General features: G+C 64.3%; 25 protein-coding genes. 9 read left to right on the forward strand and 16 right to left on the reverse strand.

Annotation, left to right across the window (positions count from 1 at the left end; all coding sequences use genetic code 11):
• From HWX08_RS34225 to HWX08_RS29655, 5 genes are all read left to right on the forward strand, one after another.
• Window positions 1–195, forward strand: a 195-nt coding sequence (locus HWX08_RS34225) for a hypothetical protein (RefSeq protein WP_208454969.1), incomplete at its 5' end; no start/stop codon positions are given.
• Between the two features lie 159 nt (window positions 196–354).
• Window positions 355–1,572: a DUF2863 family protein gene (locus HWX08_RS29640; RefSeq protein WP_069257165.1), complete on the forward strand. Its 1,218-nt coding sequence runs from the start codon at window positions 355–357 to the stop codon at window positions 1,570–1,572.
• A 211-nt stretch (window positions 1,573–1,783) separates the two neighbouring features.
• Entirely contained in the window at window positions 1,784–2,620 is an 837-nt protein-coding gene (locus HWX08_RS29645) for a response regulator transcription factor (protein ID WP_069257166.1), read from the forward strand.
• Between the two features lie 75 nt (window positions 2,621–2,695).
• The gene (locus tag HWX08_RS29650; protein WP_069257167.1) at window positions 2,696–3,370 is read left to right on the forward strand and encodes an energy-coupling factor ABC transporter permease; all 675 of its coding nucleotides are present in this window, start codon (window positions 2,696–2,698) and stop codon (window positions 3,368–3,370) included.
• Window positions 3,371–3,509: 139 nt separating this feature from the next.
• Complete coding sequence (locus HWX08_RS29655; RefSeq protein WP_174921213.1) at window positions 3,510–4,166, forward strand: BspC domain-containing protein; 657 nt, start codon at window positions 3,510–3,512, stop codon at window positions 4,164–4,166.
• Between the two features lie 83 nt (window positions 4,167–4,249).
• Here HWX08_RS29655 and HWX08_RS29660 read toward each other — a convergent pair whose 3' ends face one another.
• Complete coding sequence (locus HWX08_RS29660) at window positions 4,250–5,404, reverse strand: M14 family metallopeptidase (RefSeq protein WP_069257169.1); 1,155 nt, start codon at window positions 5,402–5,404, stop codon at window positions 4,250–4,252.
• Between the two features lie 88 nt (window positions 5,405–5,492).
• A complete protein-coding gene (gene yaaA, locus HWX08_RS29665; protein ID WP_069257170.1) occupies window positions 5,493–6,275 on the reverse strand; it encodes a peroxide stress protein YaaA in 783 nt (260 codons plus the stop codon).
• A gap of 57 nt (window positions 6,276–6,332) precedes the next feature.
• Between yaaA and HWX08_RS29670 the strand changes: the two genes are divergently transcribed.
• Together HWX08_RS29670 and HWX08_RS29675 are read left to right on the forward strand one after the other, a co-directional pair.
• The gene (locus tag HWX08_RS29670; protein WP_069257171.1) at window positions 6,333–6,812 is read left to right on the forward strand and encodes a putative toxin-antitoxin system toxin component, PIN family; all 480 of its coding nucleotides are present in this window, start codon (window positions 6,333–6,335) and stop codon (window positions 6,810–6,812) included.
• 33 nt (window positions 6,813–6,845) lie between these two features.
• Complete coding sequence (locus HWX08_RS29675) at window positions 6,846–8,018, forward strand: pyridoxal phosphate-dependent aminotransferase (protein ID WP_069257172.1); 1,173 nt, start codon at window positions 6,846–6,848, stop codon at window positions 8,016–8,018.
• Between the two features lie 42 nt (window positions 8,019–8,060).
• Here HWX08_RS29675 and HWX08_RS29680 read toward each other — a convergent pair whose 3' ends face one another.
• The gene (locus HWX08_RS29680) at window positions 8,061–8,717 is read right to left on the reverse strand and encodes a glutathione S-transferase family protein (protein WP_174921212.1); all 657 of its coding nucleotides are present in this window, start codon (window positions 8,715–8,717) and stop codon (window positions 8,061–8,063) included.
• 205 nt (window positions 8,718–8,922) lie between these two features.
• Here HWX08_RS29680 and HWX08_RS29685 point away from each other — a divergent pair, with 205 nt between their 5' ends.
• Together HWX08_RS29685 and HWX08_RS29690 are read left to right on the forward strand one after the other, a co-directional pair.
• The gene (locus tag HWX08_RS29685; RefSeq protein WP_069257173.1) at window positions 8,923–9,714 is read left to right on the forward strand and encodes an oxepin-CoA hydrolase, alternative type; all 792 of its coding nucleotides are present in this window, start codon (window positions 8,923–8,925) and stop codon (window positions 9,712–9,714) included.
• 245 nt (window positions 9,715–9,959) lie between these two features.
• Entirely contained in the window at window positions 9,960–10,652 is a 693-nt protein-coding gene (locus HWX08_RS29690) for a glutathione binding-like protein (protein ID WP_069258039.1), read from the forward strand.
• A gap of 47 nt (window positions 10,653–10,699) precedes the next feature.
• Here HWX08_RS29690 and HWX08_RS29695 read toward each other — a convergent pair whose 3' ends face one another.
• The 13 genes from HWX08_RS29695 to nuoI form a co-directional block, all read right to left on the reverse strand.
• Window positions 10,700–11,176 (reverse strand): MaoC family dehydratase, encoded by a 477-nt coding sequence (locus HWX08_RS29695; protein WP_069257175.1) that lies wholly within the window; start codon window positions 11,174–11,176, stop codon window positions 10,700–10,702.
• Window positions 11,173–11,634: a MaoC family dehydratase gene (locus HWX08_RS29700; protein ID WP_069257176.1), complete on the reverse strand. Its 462-nt coding sequence runs from the start codon at window positions 11,632–11,634 to the stop codon at window positions 11,173–11,175. Before HWX08_RS29700 ends, HWX08_RS29695 begins: the two co-directional genes overlap by 4 nt.
• Window positions 11,635–11,671: 37 nt before the next feature.
• Window positions 11,672–12,805 (reverse strand): acyl-CoA dehydrogenase family protein, encoded by a 1,134-nt coding sequence (locus tag HWX08_RS29705; protein WP_174921208.1) that lies wholly within the window; start codon window positions 12,803–12,805, stop codon window positions 11,672–11,674.
• 19 nt (window positions 12,806–12,824) lie between these two features.
• On the reverse strand, window positions 12,825–14,021 hold the full coding sequence (locus HWX08_RS29710; protein ID WP_174921207.1) for an acyl-CoA dehydrogenase family protein: 1,197 nt from the start codon (window positions 14,019–14,021) through the stop codon (window positions 12,825–12,827).
• A gap of 54 nt (window positions 14,022–14,075) precedes the next feature.
• The gene (locus HWX08_RS29715) at window positions 14,076–14,498 is read right to left on the reverse strand and encodes a DUF1178 family protein (RefSeq protein ID WP_069257179.1); all 423 of its coding nucleotides are present in this window, start codon (window positions 14,496–14,498) and stop codon (window positions 14,076–14,078) included.
• A gap of 136 nt (window positions 14,499–14,634) precedes the next feature.
• Window positions 14,635–15,225, reverse strand: a complete 591-nt coding sequence (locus HWX08_RS29720; RefSeq protein ID WP_069257180.1) for an NUDIX domain-containing protein — start codon at window positions 15,223–15,225, stop codon at window positions 14,635–14,637.
• Window positions 15,226–15,263: 38 nt separating this feature from the next.
• Window positions 15,264–15,560 carry a DUF2818 family protein gene (locus tag HWX08_RS29725; RefSeq protein WP_034190810.1) on the reverse strand — a complete coding sequence of 99 codons (297 nt, stop codon included), beginning with the start codon at window positions 15,558–15,560 and terminating at the stop codon, window positions 15,264–15,266.
• A complete protein-coding gene (nuoN, locus tag HWX08_RS29730) occupies window positions 15,560–17,014 on the reverse strand; it encodes an NADH-quinone oxidoreductase subunit NuoN (protein WP_069257181.1) in 1,455 nt (484 codons plus the stop codon). Before nuoN ends, HWX08_RS29725 begins: the two co-directional genes overlap by 1 nt.
• A gap of 39 nt (window positions 17,015–17,053) precedes the next feature.
• On the reverse strand, window positions 17,054–18,544 hold the full coding sequence (locus HWX08_RS29735; RefSeq protein ID WP_021162817.1) for an NADH-quinone oxidoreductase subunit M: 1,491 nt from the start codon (window positions 18,542–18,544) through the stop codon (window positions 17,054–17,056).
• A gap of 16 nt (window positions 18,545–18,560) precedes the next feature.
• The gene (gene nuoL, locus HWX08_RS29740) at window positions 18,561–20,615 is read right to left on the reverse strand and encodes an NADH-quinone oxidoreductase subunit L (RefSeq protein ID WP_069257182.1); all 2,055 of its coding nucleotides are present in this window, start codon (window positions 20,613–20,615) and stop codon (window positions 18,561–18,563) included.
• A 17-nt stretch (window positions 20,616–20,632) separates the two neighbouring features.
• Complete coding sequence (gene nuoK, locus HWX08_RS29745) at window positions 20,633–20,938, reverse strand: NADH-quinone oxidoreductase subunit NuoK (protein WP_006478272.1); 306 nt, start codon at window positions 20,936–20,938, stop codon at window positions 20,633–20,635.
• 18 nt (window positions 20,939–20,956) lie between these two features.
• Complete coding sequence (locus tag HWX08_RS29750; protein WP_021162815.1) at window positions 20,957–21,607, reverse strand: NADH-quinone oxidoreductase subunit J; 651 nt, start codon at window positions 21,605–21,607, stop codon at window positions 20,957–20,959.
• A gap of 103 nt (window positions 21,608–21,710) precedes the next feature.
• Window positions 21,711–22,199, reverse strand: coding sequence for an NADH-quinone oxidoreductase subunit NuoI (gene nuoI / locus HWX08_RS29755; RefSeq protein WP_006478270.1), 489 nt, complete (start codon window positions 22,197–22,199; stop codon window positions 21,711–21,713).
• Between the last annotated feature and the right edge of the window lie 9 nt (window positions 22,200–22,208).

The raw sequence follows: 22,208 nt of genomic DNA on the forward strand, positions 1-22,208 counted from the left end.
GCAGCGCTGCGTTTTCAGCAGCAGAGAAGCGAGATTATGAACCGTGTTTCGCAGCGCGTCAACAACTTTTTACATCAGATCGTTGCGACTGCGGGGCTCAACTTCCAGGTCAGCCGTGCGCTCCAGACTCCAGCGCTCCACCCACCCTGCTTCCCTCTTCCGCGCCGCGTTTCCGTTAGCGCGAAAGAGGCGTGATTGTAGGTAGCTCGCGGCATTCGCGCAAGGGGTTGGCGTAACTTTTTCACAAAAGCCGCGATTTGGCCGACCGTCCATGCCTCGGCACGAGACCGCTTATCGCGCAAAGAACGGACTAGAATGTGAGGTTCTTCGCCTCTTTCTATATACGTCTTTAATATGCGCCAGCGAATCGCCAAACGCCTCCCCCCCGATGCCGACAAACTGGTCGGTCTGTCGCTCGCGCTCTTCGCCTCGGGCAGCCGCATCGAGGATCGCTTCTGGGAAGCGAAGCTCGACGCGCTACTCGCGAAGATTGTCCGCAACGGCAACCAGACCACGCTCGACGCCGCGCTCGACCATCTTCAGCAGAATCATCCCGACGCCTATGGCGCGCTCGCCGACATGGCCGAGACGCACAGCGAGTCGATGGTGATCGAGCACGACGGCCAACCGTTCGATGCGCTGCTGGTCGCCGTCCCGGTTCTCGCATGGACGCGCTACATGATCCCGTCGGGCCCGCTCAAGGGAGATGTCGCCGAAGCGCTGCGAACCCACCTGCAGGCTCACGTCCTCGCGAACGGCACCCTCGTCGGGCTTGCCCCGTTCCTCTACAGCATCGACCAGCTGCCGCGACACCACGTCGAAACCTACCGACTGGCCCAGCAACTCGCGCATGCGGCGATCGGCCAGCACACGCCCAAGCTCGGCTTCGGCGACCTGCCCGAAACTTCGCCGATCCTGGCCGACCCGCGCTTTCTGCTCGCCGTCGTCGCCGCCCCCGTCGGCGCACCGCTGTTCCGCTGGCAGGAAGAAGAAAACGGCAGCCGAATCGAACGTGGCCAGTGCCTCGAGCAATGGACGGCCCAGGGCGGTCCGAACCTGTCGATCGCCCTGCCCGGCTGCGAGTTCGAATGCCTGCTTCCGGACGCGTACTACTCGGCCTGCCGGGATGCGGACGAACGCATCCGTCCGCACACGGTAAGAACGGCCATTCGTTATCTTTTCGACACACTTGGTGCGGCACCGCAAGAGCTGCGCGCGGTGGTCGCGGGCTTCGGCGAACGACGTATCGACGAGTACCGTGTCGGCTTCACACGACGCGCCAGCAACGACGTCATTTACGGCGTCGTATGGCCGCTCTACGGCCGCGAAAACGGCGACGTGTCGACCGACAGCGCGACGCTCGAGGGCGAAGCACCGATCGAAGGACCGCTCGAAGAAATCGTGAACTTGCTGAAGGAATGCGGTGTAACCGACGTCCGGCGGCACGCGGGCCGTTTCGAACCCGAATATTGCGATGACTGCGGCGTGCCGCTCTATGCCGATCCGCTCGGCGAAATCGTCCACGCGGAAATGCCGGAAGACGCGTCACCCGCGCAGCCGCACTTCCACTGACCCCCGCACCGCAGGCCCCACGTCCTGCCGGTCCGAAGCCGCTCACGGTTCCCGCCGGAGCGGCTTTTTTCTTGCCCGTCATCCAGCCGCCCGAAATTTCATACTTTTCCTAAGCCTTTCAGACAAGCAGACATCGTGTAAGGTCTTTGTCATTATCAAACCCAACGCATGCCAGACGGCAGATCAATGGCTCACATGATGGAGGTTGAATATGCGGTTCCTGATGCTCAATTCAGACGCCGAGCGGCGTGACGGACTGAAGGCCCTGTTGCGACAGATCGACCGTCACGCCAGCGTCAACGATGCGGCCGACAGTTTCCAGGCGCGCAGTCTGCTGCGCAATCAACGTTTCGACCTGGTCGCGATCGACTGGCTCGACGTCGGCCGGCTCAGCGAACTCCAGGCGCTCTGCAGCGCATGCTCGCCGACACCTGTCGCCGTCCTGGTCGACGAAACCTCGCCGGAAGCCATTCAGCGCTTCTTCAACTACGGCGTCTCGGGCGTGATCCCGCATTCCACGCGGCCGCACCTGATCGTGCGAGCGCTCGAAATCGTGTTGCTGGGCGGGCACTACATCCCGCCGATCGCGCTCCGTCTGCTGCCATCCACTGCTGCGGCGCGCTACGATGCCCATTTCCAGACGCTCGCCGAAACCCTTCCCCGCCGACCGCTGGGCAGTCTCCTGTCGCCGCGGCAAGCGCAGATCATGCGCTTCGTCCACATGGGCAGCACCAACAAGATGATCGCCCGTACGCTCGGCATCAGCGAAGGCACCGTGAAGATCCACCTCGCCAGCATCTTCCAGCAGCTCGGCGCCACCAACCGCGCCGCCGCGGTCGCGATCTACAACGGCTGGCTGTCGCCCCATCTCGAGATGCTGCTAGCGAACCGCAACCGCCTGCGCAAGCCCACCATCGGCGAACGCGGCCCGGTTCCGCTGCGTGCGCAACGGAACGATCGTCCGTACCCGTTGCCGGCCTCGATCGACGGCGCGCAGGACCTGCCGGTCGCCGCCGAGCCGCCGGCGCGGTTCCGGCGCGAACGCTAGGCAAACAGTCTCGATATTGCGACGGTCGGCGTGTGCGGATTCCCACCTTTCATGCTCAACGAGTAATATGGACGCATGGGTTTTCTTTTCACACCGCTTCCGCTCTGGGTTGGCATCGGCGGCTGGATCGCCGCCGTGGCCCTGCTCGCGCTCGCGATCTGGAATCGTCCCTTCGTACGCCTGCAGGACGCCACGCTCCAGCACGTGTGGCTCGCGCTCGTCACCGCCATTGCCGTCCTCTGGGCGTCGAATGCGTGGCTCGAAGATGGCATCGTCATGCACCTGCTCGGCGCGACGCTGCTCGTCACACTGTTCGACTGGACCCTCGCACTGATCGCGATGGGGGCGATCACGGCAGTTGCGGCGATCATCTTCGACGCGCCCTGGCAGGGCATCGGCCTGACCTATCTGGTCTACGGCGCGCTGCCGGTCGGCGTGTCTGCATTGCTGCAGCGCGCTGCGCTTGCATGGTTGCCGCACAATCTCGCGTCGTTCATCACCGGCCAGGGATTCCTGTCGCCCGCCATCGCAATCCTCGCTGTCGCAGCCGCCGCGGCCGGTGTCCAGCTCGCGCTCGCGGATGGCGTTCCCGTCGTGATTCCCGCCGGCTATCTGCTGAACACCGCACTGCTCGCTCTCGGCGAAGCGTGGTTCACCGGGATGGCGACGGCACTCATCGCCGTCTATCGTCCCGCATGGGTGACGACCTTCGACGTCCGGCGCTATCGCCTCGGCGGCCCGCGCGCCTGAATGGCCTTCTTGCGGCGGCGCCGTCATCCCGTGCCGGCGGCCGCTCAGGCAGTACGGCAGAATGCGGCGTCTACTGCCGGGCGACTTTTTTACGCTAAGATTGAACTCCGGTTCTTCATCGGGCATCTATATGTGCCCGATGTCTCATTCGCTCCTCACCAATAACCAGATGGACAGCTCTCCTGCGTCGCTCCGGATTATCCGGGCGCTCGGCAAGCTGGCAGCCTGTATTGCAGGCCTGTCACTTGCGCTTCCGACACCGGCATTCGCCGACCTGCTCGACCAGCGCTCCGAACTGATCAACAAATTCGTCAACGAAATGCATGCCGATCCGCTCGCTGCCGATTGTGCAGCGCACGGCAGCTTCATCGCCAGCACGTCGTCGGCCTTCGACCGCGTCGACTTCGCGCCAAATGCATTCGACAGCGGCAACGCGACGATCACGCCGTGGAACGACTCGTTCGACCAGGGCAAGCAGCGCGTGAAGGTCGACAATATCGTCACGGTCGACGGACTCGGCATCCACAGCAACGGCAGCGACCCGACGCCGCTGAAATTCCGATGCGGCTATGTCGGTCAGCAAATGCTCGCGTTCAGCTGGAACGACCCGGTTCCGCCGCTGAAGCCGCGCGTCGAACGCTCCTCGTCCTCGACGAAGAAATTCAAGGGCAAGTCGCACCGCGGCAAGGGCAAGGCAAACGCTTCGGGCCGCACCGGCAGCAAGAAAGCCGTCGCGACGAAAAAATCGAGCAGCCCGAAGAAGGCCGTGAAGAAGAAATCCGCGAAGAAGTCCTGATACGACGAAGCGGCATCGACAGAAGCAAAAAAGCCGGAGCATCCTGAGATGCTCCGGCTTTTTTTCATACGGCGACCCGTAGCTTACGCAAACGTGTCGACGTGCACCAGGATCGCCGCCAGCATCGCCGCGCCAAGCGCCGCGCTACGCTCGCCGTTCCAGCCGACTCGCTCGTCGGGCAGGTTTGCGTTGTCCTTGAACGGCATCTCGAGCGTCAGCGACAGGCAACCGAACTGATGGCCGATGTACTTCGACGCGAGCTTGAGCGCGTCTTCCTTGTACTTGCTCGCCGCATAGCCGTGTTCGGTCTGGAAGTCGGGGCTCGCGACCTTGAACGCTTCGATGAACGCGGTTTGCTCCTTGCCCTGCTGTTCGGTAAAGCTCGGCAGCATCTCCGATCCGGCAACGAACACGTACGGCAGATCCTCGTCGCCGTGAATGTCGAAGAACATGTCGCAGCCGATCGCATGAATCGCATCGCGCACGGCCAGCACCTCGGGGCTGCGCTCGGCATCGGGCGCCATCCACTCGCGGTTCAGGTTCGCGCCTGCCGCATTGGTGCGCAGGTTGCCATGCACGCTGCCGTCCGGGTTCATGTTCGGGACGATGTGGAACGTCACGCGGTCGTACAGCTTGCGCGCGACCGGATCGCCGGCCCAGTCACCCCATCCGGCCAGCCGCTTGACGAGGCCCTCGACGAACCATTCGGCCATCGATTCGCCCGGATGCTGGCGCGCGATGATCCACACCTTCTTCTTCGGCGCACCGTCGGTCTCCGGCGTACCGAGCGTCAACAGCGACATCGGACGGCCTTCGACCGTACGGCCGAGTTCGGTCACGCTCGCCTGCGGCAACTGCTGGACCGCGCCGAGAAATGCCGCGTGACGCTCTTCCGAGTACGGTTCGAAATACGCGTAGTAGATGCTGTCGAATTCCGGCGTATGGTCGATGGTCATCGTCTTGCCGTCGAACGTCGTCGGCACCCGGAACCAGTCGACCCGGTCATAGCTCGCCACCGCGTTGTAATTGCGCCAGCCCGACGGATACGCACATTCGGCAGCATTCTCGAACGTCATCACGCAGCGCTCGCCGCGCGCGCCCGTCAGGCGGTAATAGAACCATTGCGCGAATTCCGAGCGGTTGTCGCCCCGCACGCGCAGACGAATCGCGTCAGGGCTGTCGCATGACACGACGTCGATTGCGCCCGCGTCGAAATTGCTGGTGATCGAAAGGGCCATCTGTCTCTCCTTGGGCGACCGGAACAGGCGGTGTAGCGCCGGCCCGGCCTCATGCATGCGCCGGCCGTCTCGTGAACGGCCGGCAGGGTCACTCGCCGACTCGCCGGCGATATACGTAAGTGGAATCGTTCGATGCAGCCGAATCGAACGCATAGCCTTCCAGTGCAAAATCCTTCAGCGCCTTCGGGTCGGCAATCCGGTTCTCGACGATGAAACGCGCCATCAGGCCGCGCGCACGCTTCGCATGGAAGCTGATGATCTTGTAGCGGCCGCCCTTCCAGTCCTCGAACACCGGCGTGATGACGGGCGCGGCCAGCAGTTTCGGCTTGACCGACTTGAAGTATTCGGTCGACGCGCAGTTGACCAGCACGCGCGCCGCACCGCTGCGCGTTTCGAGCTGTTCGTTCAGCGCCCGCGTGATGCGGTCGCCCCAGAACGCGTACAGATCCTTGCCGCGCGCGTTCGCGAAGCGCGTACCCATCTCGAGACGGTACGGCTGCAGCAGGTCGAGCGGACGCAACAGCCCGTACAGGCCCGACAGCACGCGCACGTGCTGCTGCGCATAGTCGAGATCGGCGGACGACAGCGATCTGGCGTCGAATCCTTCATATACGTCGCCGTTGAACGCCAGCACGGCCTGCTTCGCGTTGGCCGGCGTAAAGGTCGGCGACCAGTCCGCATAGCGCTGGAAATTCAGGCGCGCGAGCGGATCGGAGATATCCATCAGCGTTGCGATGTCCTGCGGCGAAAGCTTGCGCAGGCCGTCGATCAGCTCGGACGCGTCGTCGACGAATGCAGGCTTCGTGTAAGACTGGACGTGCGCGGGCGTATCGTAGTCGAGGGATTTGGCGGGAGAGAGAACGATTATCATAGAGGCTCGCTGGCACGCCGTGCCTTGCGGTCAGACGAAAACCACCGATTGTAACGAATGACCCGCTCTCTCGCCCCGCATGCCGCGCATCGCGTCGTGCTCGACTCGAACGTCTGGATCGACATTCTCGTATTCGACGACCCCGCCACGCGCCCGATCCGTGCCGCGCTGGAACGCGGCACGCTTGCCGCCGTGATCGACGCCCGCTGCCTGACCGAACTCGAGTACGTGCTGGATTATCCGCAGTTCCAGTCCCGCGCGATCGACAAGGCGGCCGCGCTCGCGACCGTCGCCCGCCTGACGAGCCTCGTCGAGCCGCCGGCCGCCGACGCCGACGCGCCGCCGCTGCCGAAATGCAAGGACCGCGACGACCAGAAGTTTCTCGAACTCGCCCGCGCCGCGCAGGCCGAGTGGCTCGTGTCGAAAGACCGCGCGCTGCTGAAGCTCGCCAAGCGAACCGCACGCGACTTCGGCTTCCGGATCGCGCAACCGGCCCCCTTTGCCGAGGCCTGCGCGCTCGACGCCACGCCGGCCTGACGCACGCAACCCCACCCGACTTCGACCGTATCGATGAACGCTCCTTCAGACATGCCAACGACTCCCGTTTTTCCTTCGCGCCTGCCGAACGTGGGCACGACGATCTTCACGGTCATGAGCGCGCTTGCCGCAGAAAAAGGCGCCGTGAACCTCGGCCAGGGCTTTCCGGATTTCGACTGCGACCCGCGCATCGTCGATGCGGTTGCCGCTGCGATGCGCAACGGGCACAACCAGTATCCGCCGATGGCCGGGGTCGCACCGCTGCGCGAAGCGATCGCGGACAAGATCGCGCAGGTCTACGGCCGGCGTTACGATCCGGCGACCGAAATCACCGTCACGGCCGGTGCGACGCAGGCGCTGTTGACGGCGATCCAGTGCGCGGTGCATCCGGGCGATGAAGTGATCGTCATCGAACCGACCTACGACAGCTACCTGCCGTCGATCGAACTCGCGGGCGGCAAACCGGTGTTCGTCACGCTGGAGGCGCCCGACTATGCGATCCCGTTCGACCGTCTGGCAGCCGCGATCACGCCGAAAACGCGCATGATCCTGATCAACACGCCGCACAACCCGACAGGAACCGTGTGGCGCGAGGCGGACATGCGCAAGCTCGAGGAGATCGTGCGCGGCACCCGCGTACTGATCCTGTCCGACGAGGTCTACGAACACATGGTCTATGACGGCGCGCGCCACGAGAGCGTCGCGCGCTATCCGGAGCTCGCCGCGCGCAGCTTCATCGTGTCGAGCTTCGGCAAGACCTATCACGTGACGGGCTGGAAGGTCGGCTACGTCGCCGCGCCTGCCGCGCTGACTGCGGAATTCCGCAAGGTCCATCAGTTCAACGTGTTCACGGTGAACACGCCGATGCAGATCGGGCTCGCCGACTACCTGCGCGACCCGGCGCCGTACCTGACGCTTGCCGACTTCTACCAGAAGAAGCGCGACTTCTTCCGCGCCGGCCTCGCGGGCACGCGCTTCAAGCTGCTGCCCTGCACGGGCACGTACTTCCAGTGCGTCGATTATTCGGCGATCAGCGACCTGCCCGAAGCCGAATTCTCGAAGTGGCTCACGTCGGAGATCGGCGTGGCCGCCATTCCGGTATCGGCGTTCTATCACGCGCCGCACGAATCGGGCGTCGTCCGATTCTGCTTCGCGAAGCGGGAAAGCACGCTCGCATCCGCGCTCGAACGGCTCGCCCGCCTGTAAGCCCCGCACGGGCGGCTACACGCCGCCCCGCGGGAGTTGCGCTTACGAACGCGCGGCGCTCGTCGCTTCGACATACGCCTTGCGCTCGGCCGCCACGCGCTGCGCGGCGGGCCGCTCGCCCACCTGTTTTGCATGGGCCTTCCAGTCGATGCCTGCGTCGAGCAAGAAATCGTGTCCGAATAGGGCTTTCGTCGCCATGCCGACGACCGGCAGATGGACCGAGGCGGCGATGTCCGCCAGGCCGAACGACTCGCCGAGCACATACGGCGAAAACTGCGTCATCCGCTTGAATGCATCGATCGCGCGCGGCAGGCGCTTCTCGACGTGCGCCTTCGTCCCATCGCTGACCTTGCCGCCGAAAAACGCCTCCGTATAGACCTCGCGCGCCGTCCATTCGAGATACAGCTCGAGCGTCTCGACCAGTTCGCGCACCTTCGCGGCCGCGAACGGGCTCGCCGGGAAAATCCCCTTCTCCGGATAGCGCGCCGCCAGGTACTCGATGATCACCTGCGACTCGAACAGCGCGCCTTCTTCGGTCTTCAGGAACGGAATCTTGCCGAGCGGCGAATCGGCGAGATGCGCCGGATCGCTGATCGGCAAACCGCACACCGACTCCTCGAACGGAATATCGTATTCGAGCAGGACGAACTTCACCTTGTTGTAGTAGTTGGACAACGGAATACCGCACAGCTGTAGCATCGGGTCTCCTTCCTTGCTGAAGCGCGGCCGCAACGATACCGGCCGCATCGGGATTCGTCGTGCTGAAAAGCACGTTCGTGCTAGTCTAAAGCAAGTTTTGCGTTCGTTCGTCACGACAACATTACATCCGCTGCGGCGTCGGTCGCATCAGTACGCGCAACCCGCACGGTGCCGCAGCCCCGCCATCCGATGGAGACACGCTCGCATGAGTGCTGAACTGCTGGCCTCGCGTCCGCCCGAGAGCGAATCGACGCTCGTCCTCACGCTATCCAATCCCGGCGCACGCAACGCGCTGCACCCCGACATGTATGCGGCCGGCGTCGAAGCGCTCGCCACCGCCGAACGCGATCCCGGGATTCGCGCGGTCGTGCTTACCGGAGCCGATCGCTTCTTCTGCGCGGGCGGCAACCTGAACCGGCTGCTCGACAACCGCTCGAAGGATCCGTCCTACCAGGCCGACAGCATCGATCAGCTTGCCGCGTGGGTGACGGCGATCCACGCGTCGACGAAGCCGGTGATCGCAGCGGTCGAAGGCGCCGCGGCCGGCGCGGGTTTCTCGCTCGCGCTCGCATGCGACCTGATCGTCGCCGCGCACGATGCGAAGTTCGTGATGTCGTATGCGCGTGTCGGCCTGACGCCCGATGGCGGCGGTTCGTGGTTCATCGCGCGCGCGCTGCCACGTCCGATCGCGGCCGAGATCCTGTTCGAAGGCAAACCCGTCGCGGCCGAACGTCTGCACGCGCTCGGCGTCGTCAACCGGCTCGCCGCGCCCGGCGCAGCGCTCACCGACGCGCTGGCATGGGCCGATGCGCTCGCCGGCATCTCGCCGAACGCACTCGCGCGCATCAAATCGCTGCTCGACGACGCGACGATGCAACCGCTCGACGCGCATCTCGGCACCGAGCGCGATCACTTCGTCGCATCGCTGCATCATGCGGACGCGCTCGAAGGCATCACCGCCTTTCTCGAGAAACGCCCGGCCCGCTACAAGCGCTGATCCGCCGCGCCTGCCGTCGAATCGACGCGTCGCCATCGCAGCGCCCCGATGCTGCACGGCGACGCTTCCGATCCCGACGACACGAGATCGCTCCCGACACCCCGCGACCCGACACGCACACACTCGCGCACCGGCGTCGGCACGCACGTTTCGGTCGCCAGCGAACCGCGTCGATCCATGCTCTAATGACCGCCTGTCGCGGCGCTGCGGGCGCCGTTTTCGCGCATGCAACGAAGGAGTTCACGATGATCGACGTCTATAGCTGGGCGACCCCGAACGGCCACAAGGTGCACATCATGCTCGAGGAAACGGGCCTCGCCTATCGCGTCCATCCGGTCGATATCGGCGCGGGCGACCAGTTCAAGCCGGAATTCCTGAAGATCAGCCCGAACAACAAGATCCCCGCGATCGTCGACCCGGACGGCCCCGGCGGCCAGCCGATCTCGCTATTCGAATCGGGTGCGATCCTGATCTATCTTGCGGAGAAGACCGGCAAGTTCCTGCCGACCGATCCGGCCGCACGCTATGCGACGCTCGAATGGCTGATGTTCCAGATGGGCGGTGTCGGCCCGATGCTCGGGCAGGCGCATCATTTCCGCCTGTATGCGCCGGAGAAGATCGAGTATGCGGTCAACCGCTACACGAACGAGGCGAAGCGCCTGTACAACGTGATGGACAAGCGTCTCGGCGAATCCGAATATCTCGCCGGCGACGCGTACACGATCGCCGACATCGCGACGTTCCCGTGGACGCGTTCGTGGCAGAACCAGGGCATCGTGCTCGACGAATTGCCGAACGTGAAGCGCTGGTACGACGCGATCGCCGCGCGACCGGCCGTGCAGCGCGGCGTCGAAGTGCTCGCATCGATGCGCAAGGCGCTGCAGGACGACAAGGCGCGCGAGGTGCTGTTCGGCGCGACGCAATACACGAAGCACTGACGCGCACGTGACGGGCGGAGCGGCATCCGTGCATGCCGCTCCCCGCGTCAGAAGTAATGCAGCGTGATGAATTCCGCCGCACAGACCGGCACCGGCGCATCGGGCCCCTCGACCTGCATCGTCACCGACCACGTCACCTGCACACCGCCCCGTGCGGCCTCGGCGGTTTCCTTTACCGCGAACAGCGCACGCACGCGCGCGCCGACCGGCACCGGCTTCAGGAACCGTACGCGGTTCAGCCCGTAGTTCACGCCCATCTTCTGCTCGACCCGCATCGCGTCGTCCATCAACGCCGGAATCAGCGACAGCGTCAAGAACCCGTGCGCGATCGGGCCGCCGAACGGAGACTCGCGCCGCGCGCGTTCGGGATCGACGTGAATCCATTGACGATCGCCGGTCGCGTCGGCGAAGCCGTCGACACGACGCTGGTCGATCACGATCCAGCCGCTCGCGAGCGGCTCCGCGCCGACCCGCGCCTGCAGCGCCTGGGCCGATGCGATCAGCGGCAACGTCACGTCGGTCATGCGTGCGTGCCTCCCGGATCGCGCAGCCCGAAGATCACCTTGGTATGCACGGTGATCACCGTCTCGCCGGCGCCGTTCACGCCGACCCACTCCGTCGACACGATGCCGCGGTCGGGCTTGCTCTCCGACACGCGCTTGTCGTGCACCTTCTGATACATCGTGATCGTATCGCCGGCGCGCACCGGCTTGAGCCAGCGGATCGAGTCGATGCCCGGCGAACCCATGCTGGTCGAGTCCCGGCCGAGCTTCTTGATGAGCAGGCCCATGAACACCGAACACGTATGCCAGCCGCTCGCGACGAGCCCGCCGAAATGCGATGCCTTGCCGGCTTCTTCGTCGAGATGGAACGGCTGCGGGTCGTAGCGTTGCGCGAACGCCTTGATGTCGTCGGGCTCGAACGTGTAGCGGCCGATTTCGGTGGTGCTGCCCACCACCAGGTCTTCGTAACTGATGCCCACTGTGTGTCTCCTTGTCAGGCGCGCTCGCGCGTCGCCGTCATGCCGCGTCGGCCTGCGCGAAATCGGGCAGCGCCGCGATGCGGGCAAGATGATGATCGGTGTCGCCGAGCGTCGTCTCGATGATCGTCAACCGCTTGAACAGGTGCGCGGCGGCAACCTCGTTGGTCACGCCCATGCCGCCGTGCAGTTGAATGGCCTGCTGGCCGACGAAGCGCGCGGCGGCGCCGACGCGCGCTTTCGCGGCCGACACGGCCTTGCGCCGCGCATCGGCATCGCCGCTCGCGTAGCGTACGGCTGCGAGGTAGGTCAGCGAACGCGCCTGTTCGGCATGGATCAGCATGTCGACCATCCGGTGCTGCAGCGCCTGGAACCGCGCGATCGGCACGCCGAACTGTTCGCGCGTCTTCGTGTATTCGACCGTCGCGCGGTTGAGTTCGTCGAGCACGCCGACCGCTTCCGCGCACAGCAGGAACGTCGCGTAATCGGCGACCTGCTCGAGCGCCGCCGCATCGCGCGCGCCGCCCGTCAGCAGCCGCGCCGGCGTTTCATCGAATCCGATCGTCGCGGCACGCTGGCCGTCGATCGTCCGGTAGTCGGCCACCTTCGCGTTCGCGGCATCCCGTTCGACGACGAACAGGCCAATGCCGCCGCCGTCGACGCGCGCGGGCACGATCCACGCATCCGCCTGCGCGCCGTGCTGAACGACCGACTTCGTGCCGGTCAGCCGGTACGTGCCGCCCTGCTCGCGCGCATGCGTATCGAGTTCGAACAGGTCGTAGCGCGCGTGCGGCTCGTGGAACGCGACCGCCACACGTTTGTGCCCCTGCGCGATCGCCTCCAGCAGCGCCGCATCGTCGCCCGCGCCGGAGCCGGCGATGCGCAGCGCCTCGACGCCGACCGCCGTGGCCCAGTACGGCTCGATCACGAGCGCGCGGCCGAGCTCCTGCATCACGACCAGCATGTCGACCGGGCCGCCACCGAAGCCGCCCTGTGCTTCCGGCACGGGCAGCGCGGTCAACCCCAGTTCGGCGAACGCGCTCCATTGCGTGGCGGACACGCCCGCGTCGCTGCGCACGATCGCCTGGCGCGCTTCGAAGCCGTATTGCTCGCCGAGATAACGGCGCAGCGCGTCGGCGAACTGCTGCTGCTCATCGGTAAAGCTGAAATCCATGGTTGTCTCCGTTCCCTGATCACAGCCCCAGAATCATCTGCGCGATGATGTTCTTCTGGATCTCGTTCGAACCGCCGTAGATCGACGTCTTCCGGTAATTGAAGTAGTACGCGGCAAGCGGCGCCGCATCGTCGTCGCCCGCGATACTGCGCTCGCGCCGGCCGTCGAGGAACGGTACGTCGAACGGTGCGGCAAGCGGGCCGATCGCTTCGACCATCAGCTCGGTGAGCGCCTGCTGCACTTCCGTGCCCTTGATCTTCAGCATCGACGCCTCCGGGCCCGGCCCCTTGCCGCTCGTCTCGCGGCTGACGACGCGCAGCACCGTCACCTCGAGCGCCATCAGCTCGACTTCGAGCGCCGCCACCTTCGCGGCGAAGACCGGATCGGCGAGCAACGGCTTGCCGTTCTTGCGCTGGTTCGACGCCACGCGCTTCAGGAACGCGAGCTCGCGCTTGGACGCGCCGACGCGCGCGATGCCGGTGCGCTCATGGCCGAGCAGGTATTTCGCGTAGGTCCAGCCGCGGTTCTCGTCGCCGACGAGGTTCTCGACCGGCACCTTCACGTCCTCGAAGAACACCTCGTTGACTTCGTGGTCCTCGTCGAACATCACGATCGGGCGCACCGTGATGCCGGGCGTCTTCATGTCGATCAGCAGGAACGAAATGCCTTCCTGTTTCTTCGCGGCCGGGTCGGTACGCACGAGGCAGAACATCATGTCGGCATACTGGCCGAGCGTCGTCCAGGTCTTCTGGCCATTGACGATGTAGTGGTCGCCCTGGCGCTCGGCGCGCGTGCGCAACGATGCGAGGTCGGAACCCGAACCCGGCTCCGAATAACCCTGGCACCACCAGTCCGAGCCGTCGAGAATGCGCGGCAGATAGTGGCGCTTCTGCGCTTCGCTGCCGTATTTCATCAATACCGGCGCGACCATCGATACGCCGAACGGCAGCACGGTCGGCGCACCGATCCGCGCGCACTCCTCGTCCCAGACGTGCCGCTGCGTCGCGTTCCAGCCGGGGCCGCCATATTCGACCGGCCATGCGGGCGCGGACCAGCCGCGATGGCCGAGAATCCGGTGCCAGCTCGCGAAATCCTCGCGGTCGAGTCGTTTGTGATCGAGTACCTTGGCGCGCAGTGCGTGAGGCAGATTGGCCTCGAGCCAGGCGCGGACGTCGGCGCGGAACGCGTCGTCGGCGGGGGAATAGTCCAGATCCATGCGCAGTGTCTCCTGTCCGCAGCCGTCCGGCCCGGCAAGGACTCACTGCATACGTCATTGCAGCGGTTCTTTCAGCACGGCAGGAATCGGCAGCGGCATCACGTCGATGCCTTCTTCGGCCAAGGATTGCGCATCTTCGGGCGTCGTGACGCCACGAATGCTGCGCGCCGGCGCCTCGTTGTAATGGATGCGCCGCGCTTCCTCGGCGAAGCGCTCGCCCACGTTCTCGGTTTTCTCCAGCACCTCGCGCAGCGCACGCATCACCTGCGCCTGCAGTGCACGCGGATCGGCCGGCTGCGCCTGCGTCGCGCCCGACAGGTTCAGGCGCGGCGCCGACGGCAGACGGTTGACCTCGGTCGTTCCGCACACCGGGCATTCGACCAGCTTGCGGGACAACTGCGCTTCGAATTCATCGGCGGAAGCGAACCAGCCTTCGAACCGATGACCGTGCGGGCACTGTAAATCGAGGACCTTCATGCTGAATCAGGGCGTGTGACGAGTGTAGCGCAAAAAGCGGTTTTGTGAACGATCGTGCTAAATACTGATCGCGCGGCGCGAAGGCGTCGCGTCACCGGATTGTAACGCGGTGCCCCACCCGCCGCTGACGCCGCGCTCAGGGCGTCAGGACCTGCCCGAGCGGCCACGTGCCGGACAGCACCTTGTCGAGCCACATCGTGCCGATGATCGTCTTCACGTCGGAGATCTGGCCCGTGCGCACCCACTCCTGCAGGTCGGCCTGCGTCGCGGTGAAGGTCTCGAGGAATTCGCCTTCGTCGAGCTTGCGTTCGCCGGCCGTCAGCCCGCGCGCGAGATAGAGGTCGATGAATTCGGTCGAATAGGAAATGATCGGGTGAATGCGGGTCAGGAACACATATTCGCGCGCCGTATAACCCGTTTCCTCGCGCAGCTCGCGCACCGCGCATGCAAGCGCGCCTTCGTCCGGATCGAGCTTGCCGGCCGGGAATTCGGCCATCACCTTGCCGATCGGGTAGCGAAACTGGCTTTCCATCAGCACGCGGCCATCGTCGAACAGCGGGATCACCATCACCGCGCCCGGATGCTGGACGTACTCGCGCGTGGCCTTCTTGCCGTCCGGCAGACGGACGGTATCGCGCTTGAGCTTGAGGAACGCGCCTTCGAAGATCGCCTCGCTTTCGAGGCAGGTTTCGGTCAGTGCGGCGTCGTGATTGGGTAGTTCGGCCATCGGGGGCTCCGGGAATGAGCGCGACGGCCAAGGGCCTGTCAGCGTCGTTTGACGAGATACTGGAACGTGAAGCCGGGAAACGCGAACACGACGAACAGACTGAACGTGATCGCGTAGAACTGCCAGCCCTGTTCGAAGCGGTTACCGGCACGCGACTCGAGCCAGAAGCCGAGCGCGCCGACGATGAAGTACAGCACGATCAGCTCGCCGATCCGCACCCACGCACTCTTCTTCGCCGCGCCGAACGGCACGACGGCGAAGAGGCGTTGGTTCAGGAACGGCAGGTTGGCGCAGACGAGCGCCAACAGCACGATAAACCAGCCGGCTGCCGACATTACAGCGGCAGCGTGTGACGAATTGCCTGCAGGCAGGCCGTCAGCAGCGGGCTCGGGATCAGGCCGAGCACGACGACCGCCAGGCCGTTCAGCACGAGGATCGTGCGCTTGCAGAAGTCGCCCGAGATCGGCGTCGCATCCTGCGGGGCATCGAAGTACATCAGCTTCACGATGCGCAGGTAGTAGAACGCGCCGAACAGCGACGTGATCACGGCCAGCACGGCCAGCCACGTGAGGCCCGCATTGACGGTCGCCTCGAGCACCGCGAGCTTCGCGTAGAAGCCGACGGTCGGCGGGATGCCGGCCAGCGAGAACATCATGACCATCATCACGAACGCGAACACCGGGCTGCGCTTGTTGAGGCCCTTGAAGTCGTCGATCGTTTCCGCTTCGAAATCGCGGCGTGCGAGCAGCATCACCACGCCGAACGAGCCGAGCGTCGTGATCAGGTAGACGATCGCGTAGAACATCGCCGAGCTGTAGGCATTCGCCGGCGCCGCCGCGTCGCCCTTCACGATACCCGCGAGCAGGCCGAGCAGCACGAAGCCCATGTTCGAGATCGCCGAGTACGCGAGCATCCGCTTGATATTGCGCTGGACGATACCGGTGATGTTACCGACGATCAGCGACAGCGCGGCGAGGATCACGAGCGCGGTCTGCCAGTTCTGCGCGAGCGGCAGCAGGCCCATCACCAGGAAGCGCAGGCCCCACGCGAACGCGGCAACCTTCGGACCGCCGCCGACGAACAGCGTCATCGCGGTCGGTGCGCCCTGGTAGACGTCCGGCACCCACATGTGGAACGGCACGGCGCCGAGCTTGAACGCGATACCGGCGACGATGAAGACCACGCCGAACATCAGCACGGCTGCGTCAGTGTTGCCGCCGACCGCCTTGTACACCTCGCCCAGCTCGAGCGAGCCGGTCGCACCGTAGAGCATCGAGATGCCGTACAGCACGAAGCCCGACGCGAGCGCGCCCAGCACGTAGTACTTCATCGCGGCTTCGCTCGACTGCGCGGCGTCGCGGCGCAGCGCGATGACCGCGTACAGCGACAGCGACATCAGTTCGAGACCGAGGTACAGCGTCAGGAAGTTGTTGCCCGACACCATCACCAGCTGGCCGAGCAGCGAGAACATGCCGAGCAGGAACACGTCGCCGCGGAACATGTCGCGATCTTCGAGGTACTTGCGCGAATAGACGAGCGAGACCGCGAAACCGAACGACACGACGGCCTTCATCATGCTCGCGAACGAGTCGACGACGACCATCTTCGAGAAGAAGTAGTACTGCTGCGGGTCGAGCGCCTGCACCGCGAACCACACGCCGGCGACGACCGACGAGACGACCGCGATCAGATAGGTCAGGCGGCGGCCGGAGGCACCGGTAAAGGTGTCGTTCAGCCAAGCGACGACGATGGCGGCCAACACCAGCGCGTCAGGCAACAGGACATTCATAGGAGCGTTTTGCATGATCTTGAGTTCCTCCGCTCGCGATTACTGCGCCAGCGGCAGCTTGGACTGCGCGACATGGGAGAGGAGGTTTTCCACGGAAACGTGCATCACGTCGGTGAAAGGCTTCGGATACAGGCCCATCAGCAGCGTGAACGCGGCGAGCACGGCCAGCATCAGGAATTCGCGACGGCCGATGTCCTTCAGCTTGGCGACGTGATCGTTCGCGACCGCGCCGAAGTACACGCGCTTGTACATCCACAGCGTGTAGGCCGCGCCGAGAATCAGCGTGAATGCCGCGCCGAATGCGATCCAGAAGTTGTACTGGACGGCAGCGAGAATCACCATGAACTCGCCGACGAACCCCGACGTACCCGGCAGGCCGCAGTTGGCCATCGAGAACAGCATCGCGAATGCCGCGAACTTCGGCATCACGTTGACGACGCCACCGTAGTCGGCGATCTGGCGCGAGTGCACGCGGTCGTACAGCACGCCGATGCAGAGGAACATCGCGCCCGACACGAAGCCGTGCGAGATCATCTGGATGATCGCGCCTTCGACGCCGAGCTGGTTGAAGATGAAGAAGCCGAGCGTGACGAAGCCCATATGCGCGATCGACGAATACGCGACCAGCTTCTTCATGTCGGCCTGCACCATCGCGACGAGGCCGATGTAGATCACCGCGATCAGCGACAGCGTGATCACGACGGGCGCCAGGAAGTGGCTCGCGTCAGGGGTGATCGGCAGCGAGAAGCGCAGGAAACCGTATGCGCCGAGCTTCAGCATGATCGCGGCCAGCACGACCGAGCCGCCCGTCGGCGCTTCCACGTGCGCGTCCGGCAGCCACGTGTGCACCGGCCACATCGGCACCTTCACCGCGAACGCGAGGAAGAAGGCAATGAACAACAGTATCTGCGGCGTCATCGCGATCTTCGCGTTCTGCCACGTCGCGAGGTCGAACGAATGCGTTTCCGTGTACAGGTAGATCAGCGCGACCAGCATCAGCAGCGAGCCGGCCAGCGTGTACAGGAAGAACTTGAATGCCGCGTACACGCGGTTCGGGCCGCCCCACACGCCGATGATGATGTACATCGGGATCAGGGTCGCTTCGAAGAACACGTAGAACAGCAGGCCGTCGGCCGCCGAGAATACGCCGATCATGATCCCGGACAGGATCAGGAACGCCGCGAGGTACTGCGCGACGTTCTCGGTGATCACTTCCCATGCGGCGATCACGACGATCACCGTGATCAGCGCGGTCAGCACGACGAACCACATCGAAATGCCGTCGACGCCGAGGTGATACGCGATGTCGAAGCGCTCGATCCAAGTCGACTTCTCGACGAACTGCAGCGCAGCCGTGCTCGAATCGAAGCCGGTAATCAGCGGGATCGTGACCGCGAGGCCGAGCAGCGAACCGATCAGCGCGATCCAGCGGGCCGTCCCCGGATTTTTGTCGTTACCCACCGCGAGCACGAGGAGGCCGAAAACGATCGGCAGCCAGATCGCGGTACTGAGAATCGGAAAAGCGTGCATTAAGTTGTCCCCCGCCTTATTTGCCGCCGAGCGTTACAAACAGGGTCAGGAGCCCCAGCATGCCGATGATCATGGCGAACGCGTAGTGATAGATGTAACCGGATTGGAGGAAGCGGATCACGCCGGCGAACCAGCCGATGAACCGTGCGCTGCCGTTGACGAGGCCGTCGATCACCACGACGTCACCCTCCTTCCACAGGCCGCGGCCGATCGCCACCGAACCGCGGGCGAACACCACTTCGTTGATCTTGTCCATGTAGTACTTGTTGTCGAGCAGCGTGTAGATCGGGCCGAACGCGCGGCGGATCGACGCCGGCAGCTCCGGACGCTTCAGGTACAGGAACCACGCGACGACCACACCGGCGAGTGCGAGCCAGACCGGCAGGCCCGACACCGAGTGCAGGCCCATGCCTACCCAGCCGTGGAACTCTTCGGCCATCTCGGCCAGCGCCGGATGGTTTTCGCCGATGAAGATCACCTTGTCGAATGCAACGCCGTGCTGGAAGAAGTCGCCGAACAGCATCGGGCTGATCGCGATCGCACCGATGATGACCGACGGGATCGCCAGCAGGACCAGCGGCACCCACACGACCCACGGGGTCTCGTGCGGCTCGTGTGCATGGTCGTCGTGACCGTGGCCATGGCCGTGATCGTCGTGGCCGTGCGCGGCTGCCATGCCCATCGGCGACTCCGGATGCTTCGGCTGGCGGAAGCGCTCTTCGCCGTGGAACACCAGGAAGTACATGCGGAACGAGTACAGCGCCGTGACGAACACGCTCGCGACGACCGCGAAGTACGCGAAGCCCGAACCCGGCAGGTGCGACAGCTTCACCGCGTCGATGATCGAATCTTTCGAGTAGAAGCCCGAGAAGAACGGCGTACCGATCAGCGCGAGCGAACCGACGAGCGACGTGATCCACGTGATCGGCATGTACTTGCGCAGGCCGCCCATGTTGCGCATGTCCTGGTCGTGGTGCATGCCCATAATGACCGAGCCGGCGCCGAGGAACAGCAGCGCCTTGAAGAACGCGTGCGTCATCAGGTGGAACACGGCGACCGGGTAAGCGGACACGCCGAGCGCGACGGTCATGTAGCCGAGCTGCGACAGCGTCGAGTACGCGACCACGCGCTTGATGTCGTTCTGGACGATGCCGAGGAAGCCCATGAAGAGCGCCGTGATCGCGCCGATCACCGTGATGAACGACAGCGCGGTATCCGACAGCTCGAACAGCGGCGACATGCGCGACACCATGAAGATGCCGGCGGTCACCATCGTCGCCGCGTGAATCAGCGCGGAGATCGGGGTCGGGCCTTCCATCGAGTCCGGCAGCCACACGTGCAGCGGGAACTGGGCCGACTTGCCCATCGCACCGATGAACAGGCAGATACAGGCGACGGTCAGCAGGCCCCAGTCGGTGCCCGGGAAGTGCAGGCTCGCGAGTTCCGCGCGCTTCGCAAACACTTCGCCGTAGTTCATCGACCCGGCGAACGCGAGCAGCAGGCCGATGCCGAGCAGGAAGCCGAAGTCGCCCACGCGGTTCACGAGGAACGCCTTCATGTTCGCGTAGATCGCGCTCTCACGCGTGAAGTAGAAGCCGATCAGCAGGTACGACACCAGACCCACCGCTTCCCAGCCGAAGAACAGCTGCAGGAAGTTGTTGCTCATCACGAGCATCAGCATCGAGAACGTGAACAGCGAGATGTACGAGAAGAAGCGCTGGTAGCCGTCTTCTTCCGCCATGTAGCCGATCGTGTACACGTGCACCATCAGCGAGACGAAGGTCACGACGACCATCATCATCGCGGTCAGCGAATCGACGAGGAAGCCGACTTCCAGCTTCAGCGAGCCGACGTTCATCCATTCGTAGACGGTCGCGTTGAAGCTCGCGCCGCCCATCACGTCGAAGAAGACTTTCGCCGACAGGAGGAACGCGATCATTACGCCGAGGATCGTGATCCGGTGTGCGCCCTTGCGCCCGACTGCGTTCCCGAACAGCCCCGCAATCAGCGAGCCGGCCAGCGGAGCGAGCGGAATCGCCAGCAGCAGGTTTTCATTGAGTGTCGTTGACATAACAGCGTTGCCTGAAATTAACCTTTGAGCTGATCGAGATCCTCGACATTGATCGTGTCGAGCTTACGGAACAGGGTCACCAGAATCGCGAGGCCGATCGCGGCTTCCGCTGCGGCGACGGTCAGGACGAAGAACACGAAGATCTGGCCGTGCACGTCGCCGAGGTAATGCGAGAACGCGACGAAGTTGGTATTCACCGCCAGCAGCATCAGTTCGATCGACATCAGGATGATGATGACGTTGCGGCGGTTCAGGAAGATCCCGACGATCGCGATCGCAAACAGGATCGCGCCGAGCACAAGGTAGTGAGCAAGAGTCAGCATGGTTTTCTTTTCCTCCGCTTAGCCGTTGGTGCCCGAACCGGCTTCGCTCTGCGCCGTTTCCGGCTGCGGCTTGTCCGCTTCCATCTTCACGAGGCGCACGCGGTCGTTGCGACGCACCTTGACCTGATCCGACACGCGCTGGCGCTTGCTGTCCTTGCCCTTGCGCTCGGTCAGCCCGATCGCGGCAATGATCGCGACCAGCAGCACGAGGCCGGCGATTTCAAACGCGAAGATGTAGTCGGTGTAGATCACCTTGCCGATCAGGCGCGTGTTCGACCAGTTGGCCATCTCGCCCGTCGCCATCGCGTGCACCGTCTGCGTGTCGCCGTAGCCGCGCCACAGGATCAGCGCGGTTTCGATCACGATGATCGCGCCGACCACGGTCGCCATCGGGACGAAGCGCTTGAAGTCGCGGCGCAGGTAGTCGATGTTGATGTCCAGCATCATCACGACGAACAGGAACAGCACCATCACGGCGCCCACGTAGACCAGCACCAGCAGGATCGCGAGGAACTCCGCTTCCAGCAGCATCCAGATCGCGGCGGCGTTGAAGAACGCCAGCACAAGGAAAAGCGCAGACGCCACCGGGTTGCGCGAAGTGATCACCTTCAGCCCTGATACCACCAGGAGCAGCGCGAAGATGTAGAACAGTACGGTCGTGAATTCCATGATTACCGGTTCATCGTTAGGCCATAGTCAGGCGCGGCTTGCGGGACGCCCGCACCCGTCGCGGCGGCTCGGCCCGTGCTCCGGGCCGGCACTGCAAACACAATCAACGATACGGCGCGTCGGCAGCCTTCGCCGCGGCGATGTCCTTCTCGTAACGATCGCCCACCGCGAGCAGCATTTCCTTCGTGAAATACAGATCGCCGCGCTTTTCGCCGTGGTACTCGAGAATCTGCGTCTCGACGATCGAATCGACCGGGCAGCTTTCTTCGCAGAAACCGCAGAAGATGCACTTCGTCAGGTCGATGTCGTAGCGCGTCGTGCGGCGCGTATTGTCCGCGCGCGTTTCCGATTCGATCGTGATCGCCAGCGCGGGGCACACGGCCTCGCACAGCTTGCACGCGATGCAGCGCTCTTCGCCGTTTTCATAGCGGCGCAGTGCATGCAGCCCGCGAAAACGCGGCGAGATCGGGGTCTTCTCTTCCGGGAACTGCACGGTGAACTTGCGCTTGAACGTGTAACGCCCGGTCAGCGCGAGCCCCTTCAGCAGCTCGGTCAGGAAGAAGGTCTTAAAGAAGTGTTGGATAGCCGTCATGATTTCGTC

It is taken from the genome of Burkholderia metallica (assembly GCF_902832845.1).
GTDB classification, from domain to species: Bacteria; Pseudomonadota; Gammaproteobacteria; order Burkholderiales; family Burkholderiaceae; genus Burkholderia; species Burkholderia metallica.